This window comes from Pseudomonas brassicacearum, from assembly GCF_003732265.1.
In the GTDB taxonomy this organism is placed as follows: domain Bacteria; phylum Pseudomonadota; class Gammaproteobacteria; order Pseudomonadales; family Pseudomonadaceae; genus Aquipseudomonas; species Aquipseudomonas brassicacearum_D.
In genome coordinates, this window is sequence record NZ_MOBK01000002.1 from 345,600 (window position 1) to 366,840 (window position 21,241).

The following is a 21,241-nucleotide window of genomic DNA, read 5'->3' on the forward strand; positions in this document are numbered from 1 at the left end:
CATCAGGGGCGAAGTGCCCACCGTCTCCTGTGGGAGCGAGCTTGCCTGTGGCGAGGGGCTTGCCTCCGTTGGGTTACGAAGTAACCCCCCAGCCTTCCAGATAAATCGCGGCGATTGATCGACGACTGCTGCGCAGCCGAACGGGGCGATGCGGCGTTCCGACAAGCCCCCTCGCCACAAGCAGCTCGCTCCCACAAGGGTTCGCATGTAAAGACCCGTCGGCGATTAACAGGGGTATTTACAGCGCGATTTGCTCTAAGCCCCTATCACCTGTGCGGGTAAGTCCTTTCTATACTGCGACATAAGGTCGCATTCAAATCCAGACCTTTACTTACGTGGCCACTTTGGCCTGTAGGCGCTCCACTGGGGGGCGACGGTAAAAACAAGAGGAGTGACTGGCATGATCCATCACGTAGTGGGGCTCTTCACCCACCCCGACCAGGAATGGAAAGAAATCCGTGGCGACCAAGAGGAAAGCATCAGCCACATGTACCTGACTCACACGCTGATTCTGGCGGCGATCCCCGCCGTGTCCGCGTTTATCGGCACCACGCAGGTCGGCTGGGTAATCGGCAGCCGCGCCCCGGTGATGCTGACGCAGGAAAGCGCGCTATGGATGACGATCATGTCGTACGTGGCGATGCTCGGCGGTGTTGCAGTGATGGGGGCGTTCATCCACTGGATGGCTCGCACCTATGACGCCAATCCGAGCCTGGCCCGTTGCGTTGCGTTTGCGACCTACACCGCAACCCCGCTGTTCATCGGCGGTCTGGCGGCGCTGTACCCACACATGTGGCTGGGGATGATCGTCGGGACGGCGGCCATCTGCTACACGGTGTACCTGCTGTACGTGGGGCTACCCACGTTCATGAACATTCCATCAGACGAGGGGTTCCTGTTTTCAAGTTCGGTGCTTGCGGTAGGCCTGGTGGTGCTGGTGGCCATCATGGCGTTCACAGTCATTGTCTGGGGACTCGGCGTGGGGCCGGTCTATACGAACTAATGGTTCTTTCCACCCAAAAACAAGATCTGCCAATACAGGCCGCCGCAAGGCGGCCTTCTAATGCCGGGGGCGACGACCATTCGGCGCCTCGGCGATTCGCAAGACTCCAGGGTTGCGGCATACTCGACGTCTCTGGAGATCCATCAAGCATGCCCGAGCAACTCAATACCCGCGTCGAAGACTGTTACCTACTCGCCGAATCCTTTTTCAAACGAACATTCAAACGCCCCGTGGTGAGCCTCAAGCTGCGCGGTCAAAAAGCCGGTGTCGCGCATTTGCACGAGAACCTGCTGCGCTTCAATCCGCAGTTGTACCGGGAAAACACCGAAGACTTCCTCAAGCAAACCGTGGCCCATGAGGTCGCGCACCTGATCGCTCATCAGCTGTTTGGCGAACGCATCCAGCCACACGGTGAAGAGTGGCAACTGATCATGCGCGGCGTGTACGAACTGCCGCCCAATCGCTGCCACACCTACGACGTCAAGCGCCGTAGCGTGACGCGCTATATCTACAAATGCCCGTGTGCGGACAGCGATTTTCCGTTTTCGGCGCAGCGCCATGGTTTGGTAAGACAGGGGCGGCGGTATTTGTGCCGGCGGTGCCGGAGCACGTTGGTGTTCAGTGGGGAGATGCGGGTCGAATAGCAAGATTTGCGGTGCATGTGCCGGCCCCTTCGCGAGCAGGCTCGCTCCCACAATTAAGCGCATTCCCCTGAAACAACTCGGTCGAATGTGGGAGCGGGCTTGCTCGCGAAGAGGCCCTCAACCCCACTACAAAACCACCTTGGCACACCGCAATTCTTCGATCCGCTGCGCACTAAACCCCAACTCCCCCAACACCTGATCCGTATGCTGCCCCAGCGCCGCCCCAATATGCCGAGGCTCAGGCAACCCATCCGAAAATTTCAACGGACACGCCATCTGCGCCTGCGTAGAACCATCCCCTCGCGGCACCTCAGTCACCAACTCCCGCGCCTTCAACTGCGGATGCGCAATCGCCTCACCCAGATTCAACACCGGCTCAACACACGCATCCAGTTCAGCAAACAGGCCGCACAACTCGCCAAAGTCATGTTTCTCGAATTCAGTCTTCAGCGCGTCCTTGAGCTTTTTCTGGTCCGCAGGCTTTGGTGACAAGCCCAAGGGCGACAACTCCTCCAGCCCCAGCGCCGTACACAGTTGCTTCATGAATGCCGGCTCCAGACTGCCCACCGACAACCAGCGCCCATCCCGTGAACGGTAATAGTCATAGAAGCTGCCGCCATTGAGCATCTGGTCTTCCCTGCCCGGCTCCACGCCGCAGGCCAGGTACCCGGCGCCAGCCATGGCGTTCAGGCTGAACGCGCAATCGGTCATGCTCACGTCCAGATGCTGGCCCTGCCCGGTTTGCTGCCGGGCAATCACCGCCGCGAGCAGGCCGATGACCCCGTGCAGCGAGCCACCGGCGACATCTGCCACTTGCATGCCCATCGGCAGCGGCCCGCTGTCGGCGCGGCCGGTATAGCTGGCCAGTCCCGCCAGCGCCAGGTAGTTGATGTCGTGGCCGGCGCGGTCTCTGTAGGGGCCGGTCTGGCCATAACCGGTGATCGACACATAGATCAACCTGGGATTGATCGCCTTCAAGGCGTCATACCCCAGCCCCAGGCGTTCCATCACACCGGGACGGAACTGCTCCAGCACGATGTCGTAGTCGGCCAGCAACTGCTTGATCACCTCCAACGCCTCGGGCTGCTTGAGGTCCAGCGCCAGGCTGCGCTTGTTGCGATTGAGGTAGGCATGACTGGCCGATACACCCTGATCATGCGGCGGCAGCACTCGCAGCAGATCCATGCGGGTCGGCGATTCGATGCGCAATACCTCGGCGCCCATGTCCGCCAGCAACAACGAGGCAAACGGCCCCGGTAACAGTGTCGAAAAATCCAGAACCCTGAGTGATGCCAATGGCCCGAGCATGAGCGATCTCCGTGAACGATGCCTCCAGCCTAGGCAGCGATTGGCATTGCAGCAATCACCCGAAGTGTCAGCAAAGGTGACCGTTGCGCTCAAATCACGGGCAAGAAAAAACCCGCCGAAGCGGGTTTTTCATTGCAACGCGTGTTACTTGACGTTGGTTGGGGTTGGGCCTTCGGCCACGCCCAGGTCGTCTTCTACGCGTTCGTCGGAGATGCCGCGACCGCCAGAAGCCAGTTCCGCGTGCATCACGTCAACGTCCAGCTCCTTGACCCACTTGGCCACGACCAGGGTAGCAACGGCGTTACCCACCAGGTTGGTCAGGGCGCGGGCTTCGGACATGAAGCGGTCGATACCGAGGATCAGCGCCAGGCCGGCAACCGGCAAGTGGCCAACAGCGGACAAGGTAGCGGCCAACACGATGAAGCCACTACCGGTCACGCCGGCAGCGCCTTTGGAGGACAGCAGCAACACCACCAGCAGGGTGATCTGGTGCGTGATGTCCATGTGGGTGTCGGTCGCCTGAGCGATGAACACGGCCGCCATGGTCAGGTAGATCGCGGTGCCGTCGAGGTTGAACGAGTAACCGGTCGGAATCACCAGACCCACGACGGATTTCTGCGCACCCAGGCGTTCCATCTTGATCAGCATGCGCGGCAGTACCGATTCCGAGGAGGAAGTACCCAGCACGATCAGCAGTTCTTCACGGATGTAGCGAATCACTTTCAGCACGCTGAAACCGTGAGCACGAGCGATGCCGCCCAGTACGACCAGCACGAACACGACGCAGGTGATGTAGAAGCACGCCATCAGTTGACCCAACTGCACCAGCGAGCCGACACCGTAGGCGCCGATGGTGAACGCCATGGCGCCGAAGGCACCCAGTGGCGCGAGCTTCATGATCATGTTGATGATGTTGAACATCACGTGGGCGAAACGATCGATGAAGTCCAGCAGCGGGCGGCCGTAGGCACCCAGGCGATGCAGGGCGAAACCGAAGATCACCGAGAACATCAGCACTTGCAGGATATCGCCGGTGGCGAACGCGCCGAAGATGGTGTTCGGGATCACGTTCAGCAGGAAGCCAACCACGCTTTGATCAGCGCCGGCGGCCACGTACTGAGCCACTTTGGAGGCATCCAGCGTGGTCACGTCGATGTGCATGCCGGCACCCGGCTGGACGATGTTGACCACCACCAGACCGACCAGCAATGCGATGGTCGAAACGATTTCGAAGTACAGCAGCGCGTAACCGCCGGTCTTGCCGACCGATTTCATGTCCTGCATGCCGGCGATACCGCTGACCACGGTGCAGAAGATGATCGGGGCGATGATCATTTTGATCAGCTTGATGAACCCGTCACCCAGCGGCTTGAGGGCCACACCAGTCTGCGGATAAAAGTGACCGATCAAAACGCCGATGATGATGGCAACGATCACCTGGAAATACAGGGATTTATACAGTGGCTGACGAGTCGTCATTGCAAAGTTCCTCAAGAGTGCCCGGTGACAACATCCACCTGTTGTCCCTGACACCTGAATTGCGAACCCTCCTGCTTCTGGAGGGATTTGTTTTTCGAGCTGCGCGACGGCAGACATCTGCTCGTTGTATCGCAAGGCCCGTGCCACCTTCGCCAAAATCCCTGAAAGCCTTTTGACATCAAGGGCTGCAGGTTTTTCTTCGTCACCGAGCGGTGACTCCGATGTGGCGGATTTCCGCCCATCCACCCAACCTCGTCCGGCAATTTGGCGGATATCCGCCTTGTTCCTCGACGGTCAGCGCGGCTACCATCCGTCGTTCAATGGACGGACCTGCCTTCTATGCGCGAACGCACCATCGCCAGTCATTTCGCCCGCGCCGTCCTCGGTGGCGCGCGCCGGCTGGGTTATGACTATTCAGACCTGTTGCAGCAGCTGGGCATCAGTCCCGAGCTGCTGGATGAACCGCGGGCGCGTATCGCACCGGAGCAGTTCACCCGTTTAATCCAGGGCTTGTGGCTGGCACTGGACGACGAATACCTCGGATTCGGGCCGGTCCCGAGTAAATCCGGCAGCTTCGCCATGATGTGCCACGCCGTGATCCATTGCCGCAATCTGGAAAAAGCACTGCATCGCGGCTTATTGTTTTATAGCTTATTCCCCGACGGTCCGCGTCTGACCCTGAGCCACGAAGGCGAAATGATCCGCCTGAGCCTCGACGATTCGAAGTTCCAGGACCCGGACCATTTCCTCACCGAGAGCCAATTGATGGTCTGGCACCGCCTCGGCAGCTGGCTGATCGGCCAGCGCGTGCGCCTGGAGCAGGCGACGTTCAGTTACCCAAGGCCCGAACACGGCGCTGAATACGACTTGCTGTTCCCCTGCCCGATGGTGTTTTCCGCAGCGCAGAGTAGCCTGCTGTTTCACAGCCGCTACCTGAACATGCCGCTGTTGCAGGACGAGCGCACCCTCAAGCATTTCCTCGAACACTCCCCCGCCGACCTGCTGTCGCGCCCGGATGACGGCGACAGCCTGAGCAGCCAGCTGCGCCGCTTGCTCAGCCGCGACAGCGCTCGCTGGCCGGACCTGGAAGCGGTGGCCGCGCATATGCACATCAGCCCGCAGACCTTGCGTCGGCATTTGCGCGAGGAAGGCACGAGTTTTCAGGAATTGAAGGATCAGCTAAGGCGCGATATCGCGATTTATCACTTGGGGCGCGCGGATTTGTCGTTGCAGCAGATTGCTGAACAGCTGGGGTTTTCCGAGCCTTCGGCGTTTCATCGGGCGTTCAAGAAGTGGACCGGGGTAACGCCTGGGGCTTATCGCGCGCAGGAGAATTGATTTTGCGTTGAAGCGGCTGGCCCCTTCGCGAGCAAGCCCGCTCCCACATTTAACCGGGTTGACCCAGATCTAATGTGGGAGCGGCGGTGCGACGATTCGACTTGCTCGCGAAGAACGATGACGCGGTCTACCTGACTGAATAACTGCTAAGGCGGATCAAGCCTGTCCAGCATCCGGTTCACCGCCAGCTCCCCCAGCATCACAACCTGCGCAATCCCCAGCACCGTGTTGCGCTGCGTCCCCTCCACCACTCCCGCAAACTCACTGAGCATCACACTCGCCGACGCCATGGATTCACAGGCGCTGACCAGCAGGGTTTCATCATTGGTGTCGGGCCCGACGAAGTAGATCGTGCTGGGTTTGCGCGGGGTGTCTTTGGGAATGACCGGTTTTAGGTAGTAGTCCAGGGCGCGGTCGGCGGCTTTGTTGAGTTTTTTTGAGTCTGGGGTTTCGTAGGGGGAGACGTCGTCGGTGTCGGTTTCTGGCGGGTTGGGCGTGATCTTGATCATTTGAAGCTCCTAGAGTTATGGAGCCGCTACTCATCGCTGCTAAACGAAAAACGGGTGGCGGCTATGCGCGGGTTAGCAGACCAGGACTCTAGAACCCGGCGCACCGAAGTGCCCCACGCAAAGCCGCCATTACATGAACGACGGACGTTGTGCGTCTAGAGAGAGACCCGGGCTGCTAAACCCGATCGCTGATTGGTCAGCGACGGGATAACGATAGAATCCGGACCTTAGACGCACAAGCCGGCGGATTCTGGCGTAGTCGTAGGCAACGGCGCAAGGATGTGTAGCCTGAGTGAGTGTCTGGAGGTGTATTTTAAACATATCCGTTTAATGCTCACTCAGGCGTCACGGGGTGCAATATTGGATAGATAATTAAATGCTTCCTTTTTTCCTGTGCTCTGGATCAAATCAGTTAACTTGCCGGCCTATTAATCCAATAGTGAACATATGTTGTTCCGTCCGCTTTGAATGTATTTACACCGAATCTTACTGACGCTCCTAAATTTCGCGAAATTGAAATTTGCCCCATGTTATTAGAATTTGGTGCTGGCACTCCGATTGTGACGATGAACAGATTTGAACGTCTAGATGCAATTTGCACCCGGCGATCTGCCAAGTTGTTGGCAATCATAGTGCCACGCACCTGACTTATGTACGTTCTTGCATTTGCGAGAGTTAATGCTGGGGTGTGTTCGACGTGGGTGACATTGGCCGTTTCGACATCAAAGGACTTTTGCTGACCCGCAGTATCGCGAACCACTATTGTTGTTCTGCCGTTTCCTTCGCTACGGACCACCCCTTTCGCATCGACTGACGCGATTAATGGTTTAAGTGACTCATAGGTAATTGTACCCACTCCACCTTTTGCGCTCCGATCTGCAGCCGTGCCCGGGGCATCGTTACCGGTGTAATAAAAACTATACCTGAACGTGAAGTTCTCTCCTTTCAAGCTGAGCAGCGAAGTATCCACAATAAGTTCCGGAATATCAGGTGCTGCCTTAACCGTATAAGTACGTACCGGAAAAGTCACAGCCGTCAGCACGTCGCGCACCCCGGAATAGTTGACCCTGAACGTCATCGTCACAGCAGTGCCATGCTTGAGCGTTTTAAACCAGTCCACCAACGCCTGCCCAAGCGGCCGCGTCAGCCCTTGGGTTTCGTTGTGAAGTACGCCATCAAGGACATCAAAAAATATCGACGCACCGCTGTTGTTAAACCCACTCAACTGCAGCCATACATACTGCCCCGCCACTTGAGACAACCACGGAGCAATACTCAACGTATCGCCAGCCACCAGTTTATTGACATCCAGTTCCGATCCCGTCTGACCCACAATGATCGGTGTTGGCAAGCGTGAATCACCCTCCACAATCCGATTCACCTTCAACACCAGCGGCCCGGATCTGGCAATCTCCTTGCCACCCCGAATGAGCGCCCAGCGAAACTCCAGTTGTCTCCCGTGCCGTGCCGCCAGAAATGCCTGGTTCAGGACGGTGTTCGTCCGCTTGTTCGCATTGAATGCCACCGCCGGAAACGGCGTAGTGCCGTGCAATGGGTTGATTTCAATTAACTGAGCCTTGTCCCCGGCCAGGGCGACGAGGAATTCGACGCGCACGGTGACGCCGGTCGAATAGAGCCACGGGTCGATTGGGTTTTGGGCGGGCGCAACCAGGGTCGCAGGTTTCAGTGTGATAACGCCTGTGCCGATCACTTGCGCGATGGCGGGTGTCGAGGTGGCGATGGGCGTCCCCCGGATTTGTTGATACACCACCTTCACGGTGCTATTGGCGATTATCTTGTTGTTGGGAATACTCCACAAAAACTGACTGGGTACTTGCGTGATGGGGTGTGTTTCTTCGTGAGTGGCCACAACACCGCCATTCAACTCGGCAGTGAACACCAGTTTGATCGAGTCCCCTGCTTTCCAAATCGTACCGACGAGGTGGATCAATGCCGACAATGGATTACCGTTCAACTTGGCGAGGTCGACAGTATTGGGGTCGTCATTGTTCTCGGTCGGGACTTCCCGAAGGATTGCCTTTTCCAGCGCAACTCTGTCCGTATTGACATTGGCCTTTATGACGCTCGACCAGCGTCGTTTATGGGTCGGGTTGTTTACCTGGGAAACCGCTGTGTAGGAGATCGCAAACTCCGGATGACTACCGGCCCGTTCGAACATCGCCCGGGTGATGACGATCACGTAAGGTTTGCCTACTTCACCGGGTTGCACCGTGAAGGTGAAACGCTCGCGATTAAGCTCCAGGGTGATGACGTCATAGGCGTTCATGAAAGAATAAGACAGCGTGGCCACCACACCTCGATCCACCTCGTCCTTGCCGATCTGAGGCGGGCTGCCCAGTTCGGGGGGCAGGCTGATGCGCAGATCGGGATGATCCCCTGTACCGGGAACGTCGTTCCCCCCAGGAAGATCGCGGTGGTAGAGCGCCCATGACTCGGTTGAGGGACCACTGTTGCCGCTGGTTCGCTCAACCTCGTACATAAAACGATGCACCCCGTCATTCAGCAGCGACTGAAAGACGTTGAAATACACAGGCGCGTTCTGATCGGCCGGGGCCACCGGTTTGCGCTCGATCAACTGCCACTGCGTATCCCAAGGCCCCTGCACGTACAGCGCCATGTTGAGATAATTCCCACCCAATGGCGGATCAACCACAGCCTGTACCGCCCCTTCCCTACTGCCGTCCCTTCTGACAACCTCCCTGAAACTCGATTGCGGCAAGCCCTCCACCGGTACCCCGGCGGGAGGTACTGGCTTGACAATAACGCCGGGGGTCGCACCCGCAAATTTCACCGGGGCATTAGCCAGTACGCCGGGGGTTGATTCATTGGCCGTCACGGGACACCTTCCTTCTCGATAAGCCCATGATCGTAGGGCTTTGATGGGGGATTAGAGCCCCGAAGGAAGAAGATTGACTACTGTCAGAAATAACAGGTATGCACCCTTTTACGACGAATGGTCAGTACCATAAGTCGTTCGTACCCTGATCAAACCACCGGAAAATGAATCCGGAACGCCGCCCCGCCCATCGGCGAATCCCCTAGCGTCAGCTTGGCGCCGTAGCTTTCGATAATGTCCTTCACCACCGCCAGACCAATCCCCTGCCCCGGATGCTGACGATCCAGCCGCTCGCCCCTTTGCAAAATCCGCGCGCGCTGATCCGCCGGCACCCCAGGCCCGTCATCCTCGACACACAATTCAACCCCGCTCAGGGTTTCACGCACGCTGATACGCACTTCACCCAGGCACAGCCGATAGGCGTTTTCCAGCAGGTTGCCCATCATTTCCAGCAAGGCGCCCTGTTCGATCGGCACGTAACACGGTTGCGGCAGATCGAAGGCGACGCGCACGCGTTTGTCGCGGTAGACCTTGTCCAGCGTGTCGCAGAGGCTTTTCAGCACCGGTTGCAGGCGCACCTGGTGGCGCACCAGGCCGCTTTTACGCAGGCTGGCGCGTTGCAGTTGGTAGCTGATTTGTTGGCTCATGCGTTCGATCTGGGTTTGCAGCACCCAGGCCTGCTCGCGGTTTTCCGGGCGCTGGGCCATGTCTTCGCTGACGCCTTGCAAGACGGTCAGCGGGGTTTTCAGGCTGTGGGCGAGGTCGTCGAGGGAGTCGCGGTAACGGCTGCGCTGTTCGCGTTCGCTGTGCAGCAAGCGGTTGAGGGAGCCGGTCAGGCGCAGCAGTTCGCGCGGATGTTGTTCGCTGAGGCTTTCGAGGGTGCCGCTTTCGATTTCGTCGAGTTCCTGGCTGAGCCGGCGCAAGGCCTGCAAGCCCCAGGTCAGGCCGATCCACAGCAACGACAGCAACACCAGCAAGGCCGCGCCGAAACCGAGGTAGAGGTTTTCGCGCAGGCCTTGAAGGGTGTTTTCGTACTCGCGCACCGGTTGCAACGTGACGATGCTGAACGCCGCGCTTTTGCCGCCGAGCAATTTGACCTCGACGTCATAGACGAAGAATTCCTGCCCATTGGCCTCGCGAATCCGCGCGAACTCATTGCCGCGCCCGTCATAACGCGGCTTGTAGTTGATCTGCTCTTGCCCGGTGGCCTTGGACCGCCAGACCAGGTGACCTTCACGGTCGAAGATGTAGCCGAGCAAACGGCTGTCGGTCAGGTTGAAGCGTTCATCGGGCAATTGCGCCGGCATTTGCAGGGAGTTGTTTTCCACCCGTGCGGCGGAGATCAGCGTGGTGACGTCCGAGGCCAGGCGTTGCTCGATCGAGTCCTGCAACGCCAGGCTGAACGCGCCTTGCATCGCCGGCAGCAACGCCAACATGAACAACACCGCCAACAGTGTGGCGGCGAGCATCAAGCGAACGCGAAGGGAACGAATCAAGTGCAGCGCTCATTGAACAGGTAGCCGAGACCGCGCACGGTGTCGATCGGTTTGAACCCGCCCGGGCCTTCGAGTTTGCGGCGCAGACGGCCGACCAGCACTTCAATGACGTTCGGATCGCGCTCGTCGTCATCGGGATAGAGCTGCTCCATCAAGCGGTCCTTGGCCACCACTTGCTGATGATGGCGCATGAGGTATTCGAGGATCCGGTACTCATACGCAGTCAGCGCCAGCGGTTGTTCATCAAGGCAGGCTTGCTTGCGATTGAGGTCCAGCAGCAGCGGCCCGGCGACGATGGTCGACTGGGTGAAACCGCTGGAGCGGCGCAGCAAGGCATTCAGGCGCGCATCGAGTTCTTCGAACTGGAACGGCTTGACCACGTAATCGTCGGCGCCGGCAGCCAGGCCCTCGACCTTGTCCTGCCAGTTGCCGCGTGCGGTGAGGATCAGGATCGGAAAGGTCTTGCCCTGCGCGCGCAGTTGACGGATCAAGTCGAGCCCGCCCATGCCCGGCAGGCCGAGGTCGATCACCGCCAGGTCAAAGTTGAACTGTCCGGTCTGGTACAGCGCCTCTTCGGCATTGGCCACGGATTCGACCACGTGGCCGCTTTCGGTCAGGCGGGTTTGCAGGTGATGGCGCAACAGCGCTTCATCTTCGACGACCAGCAGTTTCATAACGCTCTCCCGGGCAAAACGACATCTCCAATGGCACAACGGCGCATCCAACGGTCAGGACAGATCATAGCGGCCCAACAGGTCTTGCTGATTGAGTTTAATGCCATTGTGCGAGACCGACACGTTGGCGTAACCGGCGCGGTAATCGGCCGGGGTGGCGGGTTGGCCCAAATGCCCGCTCCAGGCACTTTCATGGCCCACGGTGCTGACCGTACTGAAGCTGTTCAGTGTGAGGGATCTTTTGACCTTCTCGTTGGTCTTCCCAAGAGCAAGGCTGGCAATGACGTCATCGGAGGCAAGCGCGGCGGTGCTGGCGCTCAGAACGGTGAAAGCCAGAATCAGGTTTTTAAAGCCAGTCATTAGGGAATTTCCTCATGCGCAGGTGCTTTGGGTACGAGCCACCTTACTCACCTGCCCCTGAACTGCCCCTGAACGCAGTCTGAACCTGAGCTGAATCAGATCGACCCGGCTATTCTGATGACTCAATTGCAGGAGATCCGACCATGCGCGTATTCCTCGCCCTTTGCTTGCTGATGCTCAGCGGACTGACTCAAGCCGCTATCAAGACTGAAGAAATCCCTTATCAAAGTGCCGACGGCACGAAAATGATCGGCTACTTCGCGTACGACGACGCCATTAAAGGCCCACGCCCCGGCGTGGTGGTGGTGCATGAGTTCTGGGGGCTGAACGACTACGCCAAGCGCCGCGCCCGGGACCTCGCCGGCCTGGGCTACAGCGCGCTGGCCATCGACATGTACGGCGACGGCAAGAACACCGAGCATCCGAAGGACGCGATGGCGTTCATGCAGGAAGTACTGAAAGACAGCTCGGCAGCGGCGGTGCGTTTTCAGGCCGGGCTTACCCTGTTGGAGCAACAACCACAAACCGACCCGCAAAAAGTCGCGGCAATTGGCTACTGTTTTGGCGGCGGGGTGGTGCTGAATGCGGCGCGCCAGGGTTTGCCGCTGCTGGGGGTGGTGAGTTTCCACGGCGCGCTGGCGACCAAGACACCGGCCGTGCCTGGCGCGGTGAAGGCGAAAATCCTGGTGGAACATGGGGCGATGGACAGCATGGTCACGCCGGATGCCGTGGCGGCGTTCAAGGCAGAAATGGACAAGGCTGGCGCCGACTATACATTCGTCAGCCTTGAGGGGGCCAAGCATGGGTTCAGTAATCCGGATGCGGACCGGTTGGGCCATGGCGATCATGGCGGGCCGGATATTGGGTATAACAAGGCGGCGGATGAGCGTTCCTGGGCGGATATGCAGGCGTTCTTCAAAAAGATCTTTGGCTGATCAGTATTCCCTGTGGCGAGGGGGCTTGCCCCCGTTGGGCGGCGAAGCCGTCCTAAAACTAGTGAACGCATTTCGTCAGACACACCGCGTTCACGAGCTCACGACTGCTTTGCAGCCGAACGGGGGCAAGCCCCCTCGCCACAAAAGCCCGGTTGCCACTACCCAGCGATTGAGCAACCCGGCAAAATGCCCGCCATGAATCCCACCCCTGCCCTGCCCATCTGCTGCACCCCGCTCGATGCCCATTGGCCGCTGCCGTTTGTGCTGCCCGATACGGTGTTGCTGAGTACCCACTTCGACAGTTCGCAACTGGCCAACGATGATTTCCAGCGCAGCGCCATCGAGCCGCCGGCAAGCATTCAGCGCTCAGTCGCCAAGCGTCAGGCCGAATTTCTCGCCGGACGGGTGTGCGCTCGGGCGGCGTTGCAACAGTTGGAAGGCCTGAGTTTTATCCCGGCCATCGGCGAAGACCGGGCGCCGGTGTGGCCGGCGCACATCGCCGGCTCCATCACCCACAGCACCGGCCGGGCGGCAGCGATTGTCGCGAGGAAAACCGATTGGCGCGGGTTGGGGATGGACCTGGAAAACCTGCTCAACCCGGAACGCGCCGAGCGCCTGGCCGGGGAAATTCTCACTCCACCGGAGTTGCAGCGTATGGCGGCCGGTCGTCGCGATGATCTGGCGCTGCGGGTGACGTTGACGTTTTCGGTGAAGGAAAGCCTGTTCAAGGCGCTGTACCCGATTGTTCAGCAGCGTTTTTATTTTGAACATGCCGAGGTGCTGGAGTGGACCGAGGCCGGTGAGGTGAGGCTGCGGTTGCTGACGGATTTGTCTGCCGAGTGGCGCAATGGCACGGAGCTGGAGGCGCAGTTTGGGGTGATGGATGGGCAGTTGTTGAGTCTGGTCAGTATCAAGGCCTGAAGATGTGTGGTGGCTTGGCCGGCCTCTTCGCGAGCAAGCCCGCTCCCACATTTGACCGAGTTCCTTCGGGAGGAATGAGATTAAATGTGGGAGCGGGCTTGCTCGCGAAGAGGCCTGGCATTCACTACAAACCTCAGCGCTTCTCCTGATTGCGCGGCCAACTCAGGCTGAAACAAGCCCCACCCAGACTCTTGCTCTTGCTGATCAACGCCCGCCCGTCATGCCAATGAATAATCCTGCGCACGATGGACAACCCCAACCCATGCCCGCCCGACGCCCGGGTACGGCTGTCATCCAGGCGCAGGAACGGCGTAAAAATCCGCTCCCAGGCCAGCTCCGGCACTCCCGGCCCGTCATCCTCGACGTCCACCCGACAACGCTGCTGCCCCACCTGATAACTCACGGTCACCCGCGACGAGGCGTGGCGCATGGCATTGCTGACGAGGTTCTGGATGGCCCGATGCAAGTAACGCGGCTCAGCCTCGACCCAGGCGTCATCGCAATCCGCCGCCGACAAACACAACCCACGCTGCACGGTAACTTCGGCACGTAACGGCGCCAGCTCCTCGATCACTTGATTGACCAATGCATCCAGATTGATCCGCTGGAAATTCAGTGCCGGCGAGCCCTGCTCAAGCCGCGCGTAGGTCAGCATCTCATCGACCAGTTTGTCGAGGTCCTCGATGTCGTGATCCATGCCTTCGCGGTATTTCTCCAACTGCTGCGGCGTGGTGGCCGAGCCGATCATCTCCAGGCCGAAACGCAGGCGCGCCACCGGTGTGCGCAATTCGTGGGACACCGCGCGCACCAGTTCACGCTGGATCGCCAGCAATTGCTGCAAGTGCTCGGCCATGCCGTTGAATGCAGCGGCCAATCGGCCCACCGAGTCGGCACCGCGAGCCGGTACGCGGGTTTCCAGGCTGCCCTTGGCGATGCGCGTGGCGGCCGCTTCCAGACCGCGCAAACGGCGCTCCAGTTGCCGCACCAGCAGGTAGACGATCAAACCGATCAGGCTCAACCCGAGCGCCGCGATCAACACCAGCCATTCCGGCGGATAAGGATTCATCTGGTACAGCGGGCCGATCTCCAGCACCCATGGCGTGCCGACCATGCCGGCAAATACGCGGATCGAGTCGCCGCCCTTGCCAAGTGCCATCACCGTGTCGCCCTCGGAGACCCGCCGGCTCTGGTCTTCGTCCATGTCCGCCTGCTCGACCTTGACCAGACGCAAGTCGAAACCAAAGCCCTTGTCTTCTTTCAGCAGCGCCAGCCGCTCGGGCTGCTCCGCCACCGGGTAACGCACCAGTTCATCGACCAGCAGATAAATAGTGGCGCGGGCCAGTTGTTCGCTGATCTGCTGCACCTCGCCGGTGAGCAGCAATTGTTCCTTGTCACTGACCAGTCGATAGACCTTGGCCGCGTGCGGGCCGGTCTGCTCCACCAGCGCCTGACCGCGCAGCACGCGGGTGCGCTGGGTGAGGTCGAGGTCAGTCTGGGCAAACGTGGTCAGCGCCAGTGGAATCCCGAGCAGGCGCTCCCAAACCAGCAAGGCGCGGTGGCGCTCGGTTTCGTTCATCGGCTTGAGGTTGTCGGCCATCAACGAAAACGTACCGTGGGCCAGGCGTTCGCGGTATTGCTCGCTGCGCACCTCGTTGAGCAGATGCAACGCCAGCACGCCGAGCACCGCGACCAACACCAGCGCCGCGCACATGCCGCCATAAATGCGCAGGAAGATCGAATTCACAGCGACGGGTCTACGCAGGCTTCGGGAACGAACAGATAGCCTTTGCTGCGGATGGTCTTGATCAGTCGCGGGTGCTCGGGGTCATCGCCGATTTTCGGGCGGATGCGTGAGATACGCACATCGATGGAACGGTCCTGGCCGTCATAACCGATGCCGCGCAACGCGGTGAAAATCTCTTCCCGGGACAGGATGCGCCCGGCGTTGGCGACCAGCAGCCAGAGCAGGTCGAACTCGGCGCTGGTCAGCTCGATGCCGTTGTCATTCAGCCAGGCTTCACGCAATGCGTTGTCCACCACCAGCGGACCAAACTGCAGACGCCGTTGTTTTTCCGGGATGGCCTCGGGGGCTTCACTGCGGCGCAACAGCGCCTGGATGCGTGCCAGCAACAGGCGCGGGCGCACCGGTTTGCACACGTAGTCATCGGCACCGAGGTCGAGGCCGAGGATCTGGTCGGTGTCGTCGGTGCGGGCGGTGAGCATGAGGATCGGGCCGTCATATTTATCGCGGACCTTGCGGCAGATGCTCAGGCCGTCTTCGCCCGGCAGCATCAGGTCGAGAATCACCAGGTCCGGCTTCTCTTTAATAATGCGCGCCGCCGCCAGCGCACCATTGCCTTCGATTGAAACGCGCAGGCCATTGGCTTCCAGGTAATCGCGGGTCAGTTCGGCCAGACGCTGGTCGTCCTCCACAATCAATACCTGCCAGGCTTCTTGCTCCACGGTGACCTCTGCTTGCCGACAACACTTATAAGGAAGGATCCGCCCGTCTTTTTGTAATGATTGGGGAGGATAAGAATGCGTAACCATGGGGCGATTGTATAAACGCCGCCCGCCGAGAACACAAGCCGGCAAATGCGTTCGGACAAGCCGGTTTTTTGTGATAGGGTTCGCGCCCTTAAAAATCCAAACGGCTGTTTTCAATCGTTGAAAATCGATGGAAAACGGTGCGCTCCAGCTAGGTCGCGGCCTACACGCCCATTCCACCTTTCACACACAATTTACGCACAGGTTTATCCACAGGTAGTACGTTGCAACACCCTCCAAAACGCATTATCTTGTACCCCGGCGCAAAAAAAACCCTACATGTAGGGTTTTGCGCAAAAAACCAAACACAAACCGGACACCGATTTCAAGCGCTTTTATTGCCTCTTTCCGGTTGAACCAAACGTATTTTCGAAAGACCAAACCGCGCGTGCGGATGGCTACTGTTTTTGAGCCGAAAACGGCGTTAACGGTACGGGTGTTGCAGTCAATTACTGTCACCCAAAAGGATCCCGGTTTCAGGTTCAAGGCCTGGGACCAAAGACTTCGGCATGGAAGCGGCGCCCCAATTGCCCCTTCCTGATCTGTCCCGAAGTTGGTATGCCCGGCCCCTCGCCGGTTGTAGTGCTTCAGGACGGAACGGTGGGCACCGTGATGGTGCCCAAACAAACATAGAGAATGTGGAGACAACCCCCCATGCAAACCGACACAACTCGCGAGAACCCGCAGGGCACCTTGCCGCAGGCCGCTGATTCGACTTCGGATCTGTCCGCCACCGCGCCTGGTCAGCTTCGCGTGATCAAGCGTAACGGCACTGTCGTTCCTTACACCGATGACAAGATCACCGTCGCCATCACCAAAGCGTTTCTCGCAGTTGAAGGCGGCACCGCTGCCGCCTCGTCGCGAATCCATGACACCGTGGCCCGCCTGACCGAACAAGTCACCGCGACCTTCAAGCGTCGTATGCCTTCGGGCGGCACCATCCACATCGAAGAAATCCAGGACCAGGTCGAACTGGCCCTGATGCGTGCCGGCGAGCAGAAAGTAGCCCGCGACTACGTGATCTACCGGGACGGCCGTTCGAAACAACGCGCCGCGCACGCCCCGGCCGAAGAAGCCGTCAACGCTCACCCATCGATCCGCATCACCCGGGCCGATGGCAGCTTTGCACCTCTGGACATGGGTCGTCTGAACACCATCGTCACCGAAGCGTGCGAAGGCCTGGAAGAAGTCGACGGCGACCTGATCCAGCGCGAAACCCTGAAAAACCTGTACGACGGCGTGGCCCTGACCGACGTCAACACCGCCCTGGTGATGACGGCCCGTACCCTGGTTGAACGTGAGCCGAACTACTCGTTCGTGACCGCTCGCCTGCTGATGGACACCCTGCGTGCCGAAGGCCTGAGCTTCCTCAACGTTGCCGAAAGCGCGACCCACCACGAGATGGTCGACCTGTACGCCAAGGCGCTGCCTGCGTACATCGCCAAGGGTATCGAATTCGAATTGCTGAACCCGGTCCTGGCCACTTTTGACCTGGAAAAACTCGGCAAGGCGATCAACCACGAGCGCGATCAGCAGTTCACCTACCTGGGCCTGCAAACCCTGTACGACCGTTACTTCATCCACAAGGACGGTATCCGCTTCGAACTGCCGCAAATCTTCTTCATGCGCGTGGCCATGGGCCTGGCGATCGAAGAGAAGCAGAAAGAAGACCGTGCCATCGAGTTCTACAACCTGTTGTCGTCCTTCGACTACATGTCCTCGACCCCGACCCTGTTCAACGCCGGCACCCTGCGTCCACAGCTGTCGAGCTGCTACTTGACCACCGTGCCGGATGACCTGTCGGGCATCTACCACGCGATCCACGACAACGCCATGTTGTCGAAATTCGCCGGCGGCCTGGGCAACGACTGGACGCCAGTGCGTGCGCTCGGTTCGTACATCAAGGGCACCAACGGCAAATCCCAGGGCGTTGTTCCGTTCCTCAAGGTAGTGAACGACACCGCCGTTGCCGTTAACCAGGGTGGCAAGCGCAAAGGCGCTGTGTGTGCCTACCTGGAAACCTGGCACATGGACATCGAAGAGTTCATCGAGCTGCGCAAGAACACCGGTGATGACCGTCGTCGTACCCACGACATGAACACCGCCAACTGGATCCCTGACCTGTTCATGAAGCGCGTCTTCGATGACGGCAAGTGGACCCTGTTCTCGCCGTCCGAAGTACCCGACCTGCACGACCTGACCGGTAAAGCCTTCGAAGAGCGTTACGAGTACTACGAAGCCCTGACCGAATACCCAGGCAAGGTCAAACTGTTCAAGACCATCCAGGCCAAAGACCTGTGGCGCAAAATGTTGTCCATGCTGTTTGAAACCGGCCACCCATGGCTGACCTTCAAAGACCCGTGCAACCTGCGCAGCCCGCAGCAACACGTCGGCGTGGTCCACAGCTCGAACCTGTGCACCGAGATCACCTTGAACACCAACAAGGACGAGATCGCCGTTTGCAACCTGGGCTCGATCAACCTGCCGAACCACATCGTCAACGGCAAGCTGGACACCGCCAAGCTGGAACGCACCGTGAACACCGCTGTTCGCATGCTCGATAACGTTATCGACATCAACTACTACTCGGTGCCACAAGCGAAGAACTCCAACTTCAAGCACCGTCCGGTCGGACTGGGCATCATGGGCTTCCAGGACGCGCTGTACCTGCAGCACATTCCTTACGGTTCCGACGCTGCCGTCGAATTCGCCGACAAGTCGATGGAAGCGGTCAGCTACTACGCGATCCAGGCTTCCTGCGACCTGGCCGATGAGCGTGGCGCCTACGAGACGTTCCAGGGTTCGCTGTGGTCCAAAGGCATCCTGCCGCTGGATTCGCAACAGATCCTGATCGAGCAACGTGGCCAGAAGTACATCGACGTTGACCTGAAAGAATCCCTGGACTGGGCACCGGTTCGCGCCCGTGTGCAGAAAGGCATTCGTAACTCCAACATCATGGCCATCGCACCGACCGCGACCATCGCCAACATCACTGGCGTCTCGCAGTCGATCGAACCGACCTACCAGAACCTCTACGTGAAATCGAACCTGTCAGGCGAATTCACCGTGATCAACCCGTACCTGGTTCGTGACCTCAAGGCTCGCGGCCTGTGGGACTCGGTCATGATCAACGACCTGAAGTACTACGACGGTTCGGTGCAGCAGATCGAGCGCATCCCGCAAGAACTCAAAGAGCTCTACGCGACTGCTTTCGAAGTGGACACCAAGTGGATCGTTGACGCGGCAAGCCGTCGTCAGAAGTGGATCGACCAGGCTCAGTCACTGAACCTGTACATCGCTGGCGCTTCGGGCAAGAAGCTGGACGTGACCTACCGCATGGCTTGGTACCGTGGTCTGAAAACCACTTACTACCTCCGTGCCCTGGCCGCGACCAGCACCGAGAAGTCGACCATCAACACCGGCAAGCTGAACGCTGTTTCCAGCGGCGGCAACCACGGTGAAGATTCGGTCCTGGCAGCACCAGCCGGCCCTGCTCCAGTGCCAAAGGCCTGCGCCATCGACGAGCCGGATTGCGAAGCTTGCCAATAAGCCGAGCCGGTAGGCGCTGAAAGGCGCTGACCTGAAACCCCCGATCAATCCTCTGGATGGGTCGGGGGTTTTCTTTTGCCTCCAGGAAAGTGGTGCCCCCACTGACCTCTTCGCGAGCAGGCTCGCTCCCACAGGGGACCGGGTTGGCCTGGAGGAATGCGGTCAAATGTGGGAGCGAGCCTGCTCGCGAAGAGGCCAGCCCAGACAACCGAAATGCCAATACCCGAGACAAACCCCGGCCATAAAAAAACCCCTCTTTCAAGGGGTTCTTTATGCAGCGCGATCAGGCATCAGGTCATCTGAATGATGGTCTGCATGATGGTGCTCTGGGTGGAGATGGTCTTGGCGTTCGCCTGGTAGTTGCTCTGCGCCTTGATCAAGTCAACCAGTTCGTTGGTCAGGTTGACGTTGGACTCTTCCAGCGAGTTGGACACTACCGAACCCAAGGTACCGGTTTTCGGTGCATCGATGCCAGGCACGCCCGAGGCGAAGGTTTCTTTCCAGCCAGAACCACCGATTGGCTGCAAGCCTTGTTCGTTGGCGAAGCTGGCAATGGCGACCTGGCCGATGGCCTTGGTTTGCTGGTTGGTGAAGTTGGCGGTCATGACACCGCTTTCGTCGATGGTCAGGCTGGAAATCTGGCCTGTCGCGTAACCGTCCTGATACTGCGCAGTACGTGCGGTTGGCGAAGCGTACGAAGTGGTTTTGGTCATGTCGAACGCGATACCGGCCGCGGCTGCGTCCGAACCGTTCAGGGCCCAGGTTGGCGGGTTGGTGTTGGCGTCAACCATCACACCCGGCTTCCAGCCAGTCATGGTCAGGGTGTTACCGGTTTGCGTCCAGCCCGCACCGCCCACCAGGGTCTTGATGCTGCCATCAGGATTGAAGGTGAGGTCAGCCTTGATCGGCACCGGCGGCTCAGTCAGCGGGTTGGTTGGGCTACGGCCGTCCATGTAGGTGTAGACAGTCCAGGAGTTGGATGCCGCATTTTTAACGTAGTACTGGTCCATCGTGTGCTGGTTACCCTGCGTGTCGTATACAGGGGTGGAAATGGTCTTGCTGTAGCTGTTCGTGTCCTTGACGTTGAACGGGGTCACTGTTGGCAGTGGGTCCGAGGAGTTCAGGTTCATCGTCTGGTCGACACGAGTGGTCGCGTGCGGCGCCAGGCTCGAGGTGTCGATTTTCAGGTCAGTCAGCACGCCATTGATGATCTTGCCGTTGGCGTCTACGCCAAAACCCTGCAAGCGGCGGCCGTTGTTGTCGACCACGTAGTTCTGGGCGTCAGTCTTGAACGCACCGGCACGGGTGTAACTCAGCGAGCCGTTGTCGCTCATGACGAAGAAACCGTTGCCCTGGATACCCATGTCCAACACGTTGCCGGTGTTGTTCACGTCGCCCTGACCGAACTGCTGGGAAACGTTGGCCAGACGCACGCCGTTGCCGACGGTCTTGCTGCCGGTACCCAGGCGAGTGGCCGAGTACACGTCTTCGAATTCTGCACGGGACGATTTGAAACCGGTGGTCGCGACGTTGGCGATGTTGTTACCGGTGACGTCCAGTTGTTTGTTGGCTGCATAGAGACCGCTAAGGCCGATATTGAAAGACATATTCCACTCCTTTG

Annotated in this window: 16 protein-coding genes; 6 read left to right on the top strand and 10 right to left on the bottom strand. The window is 59.2% G+C overall.

From position 1 onward, the window contains the following. The first annotated feature begins 400 nt into the window (after positions 1–400). Together BK660_RS07770 and BK660_RS07775 are read left to right on the top strand one after the other, a co-directional pair. On the top strand, positions 401–1,003 hold the full coding sequence (locus tag BK660_RS07770; RefSeq protein WP_008029348.1) for a Yip1 family protein: 603 nt from the start codon (positions 401–403) through the stop codon (positions 1,001–1,003). A 149-nt stretch (positions 1,004–1,152) separates the two neighbouring features. Continuing rightward, positions 1,153–1,647: a SprT family zinc-dependent metalloprotease gene (locus BK660_RS07775; protein WP_123432820.1), complete on the top strand. Its 495-nt coding sequence runs from the start codon at positions 1,153–1,155 to the stop codon at positions 1,645–1,647. 126 nt (positions 1,648–1,773) lie between these two features. On the opposite strand, the gene BK660_RS07780 is transcribed toward BK660_RS07775, so the two are convergent. Both BK660_RS07780 and BK660_RS07785 read right to left on the bottom strand, forming a co-directional pair. Then, the gene (locus tag BK660_RS07780) at positions 1,774–2,955 is read right to left on the bottom strand and encodes a CaiB/BaiF CoA transferase family protein (protein ID WP_123432821.1); all 1,182 of its coding nucleotides are present in this window, start codon (positions 2,953–2,955) and stop codon (positions 1,774–1,776) included. Between the two features lie 144 nt (positions 2,956–3,099). Next, positions 3,100–4,434 carry a dicarboxylate/amino acid:cation symporter gene (locus BK660_RS07785; protein WP_123432822.1) on the bottom strand — a complete coding sequence of 445 codons (1,335 nt, stop codon included), beginning with the start codon at positions 4,432–4,434 and terminating at the stop codon, positions 3,100–3,102. A gap of 339 nt (positions 4,435–4,773) precedes the next feature. Here BK660_RS07785 and BK660_RS07790 point away from each other — a divergent pair, with 339 nt between their 5' ends. Then, positions 4,774–5,772: an AraC family transcriptional regulator gene (locus BK660_RS07790; protein ID WP_123432823.1), complete on the top strand. Its 999-nt coding sequence runs from the start codon at positions 4,774–4,776 to the stop codon at positions 5,770–5,772. A 146-nt stretch (positions 5,773–5,918) separates the two neighbouring features. Here BK660_RS07790 and BK660_RS07795 read toward each other — a convergent pair whose 3' ends face one another. From BK660_RS07795 to BK660_RS07815, 5 genes are all read right to left on the bottom strand, one after another. Continuing rightward, on the bottom strand, positions 5,919–6,281 hold the full coding sequence (locus BK660_RS07795; protein WP_123432824.1) for a DUF6124 family protein: 363 nt from the start codon (positions 6,279–6,281) through the stop codon (positions 5,919–5,921). A 412-nt stretch (positions 6,282–6,693) separates the two neighbouring features. Beyond that, positions 6,694–9,138, bottom strand: a complete 2,445-nt coding sequence (locus BK660_RS07800; RefSeq protein WP_123432825.1) for a hypothetical protein — start codon at positions 9,136–9,138, stop codon at positions 6,694–6,696. A 149-nt stretch (positions 9,139–9,287) separates the two neighbouring features. Next, the gene (locus BK660_RS07805) at positions 9,288–10,634 is read right to left on the bottom strand and encodes an ATP-binding protein (protein WP_123432826.1); all 1,347 of its coding nucleotides are present in this window, start codon (positions 10,632–10,634) and stop codon (positions 9,288–9,290) included. Further along, the gene (locus tag BK660_RS07810; RefSeq protein ID WP_123432827.1) at positions 10,631–11,308 is read right to left on the bottom strand and encodes a response regulator; all 678 of its coding nucleotides are present in this window, start codon (positions 11,306–11,308) and stop codon (positions 10,631–10,633) included. The genes BK660_RS07805 and BK660_RS07810 overlap by 4 nt, the downstream gene beginning before the upstream one ends. 54 nt (positions 11,309–11,362) lie before the next feature. After that, positions 11,363–11,668: a hypothetical protein gene (locus tag BK660_RS07815; RefSeq protein ID WP_123432828.1), complete on the bottom strand. Its 306-nt coding sequence runs from the start codon at positions 11,666–11,668 to the stop codon at positions 11,363–11,365. A gap of 143 nt (positions 11,669–11,811) precedes the next feature. Between BK660_RS07815 and BK660_RS07820 the strand changes: the two genes are divergently transcribed. Together BK660_RS07820 and BK660_RS07825 are read left to right on the top strand one after the other, a co-directional pair. Further along, entirely contained in the window at positions 11,812–12,603 is a 792-nt protein-coding gene (locus tag BK660_RS07820; RefSeq protein ID WP_123432829.1) for a dienelactone hydrolase family protein, read from the top strand. Positions 12,604–12,798: 195 nt separating this feature from the next. Continuing rightward, entirely contained in the window at positions 12,799–13,524 is a 726-nt protein-coding gene (locus BK660_RS07825) for a 4'-phosphopantetheinyl transferase family protein (RefSeq protein WP_221178644.1), read from the top strand. Between the two features lie 133 nt (positions 13,525–13,657). Here BK660_RS07825 and BK660_RS07830 read toward each other — a convergent pair whose 3' ends face one another. Together BK660_RS07830 and BK660_RS07835 are read right to left on the bottom strand one after the other, a co-directional pair. Continuing rightward, a complete protein-coding gene (locus BK660_RS07830) occupies positions 13,658–15,268 on the bottom strand; it encodes an ATP-binding protein (protein ID WP_123432831.1) in 1,611 nt (536 codons plus the stop codon). Further along, positions 15,265–15,987 carry a response regulator gene (locus tag BK660_RS07835; RefSeq protein ID WP_123432832.1) on the bottom strand — a complete coding sequence of 241 codons (723 nt, stop codon included), beginning with the start codon at positions 15,985–15,987 and terminating at the stop codon, positions 15,265–15,267. Before BK660_RS07835 ends, BK660_RS07830 begins: the two co-directional genes overlap by 4 nt. Before the next feature lie 738 nt (positions 15,988–16,725). On the opposite strand from BK660_RS07835, the gene BK660_RS07840 reads away from it, so the two are divergent. Further along, positions 16,726–19,620, top strand: coding sequence for a ribonucleoside-diphosphate reductase subunit alpha (locus tag BK660_RS07840; RefSeq protein ID WP_123432833.1), 2,895 nt, complete (start codon positions 16,726–16,728; stop codon positions 19,618–19,620). A 290-nt stretch (positions 19,621–19,910) separates the two neighbouring features. Here the strand turns inward: BK660_RS07840 and flgE are convergent, their stop codons facing one another. Further along, positions 19,911–21,227, bottom strand: coding sequence for a flagellar hook protein FlgE (gene flgE / locus BK660_RS07845; RefSeq protein WP_123432834.1), 1,317 nt, complete (start codon positions 21,225–21,227; stop codon positions 19,911–19,913). Positions 21,228–21,241: the final 14 nt, after the last annotated feature.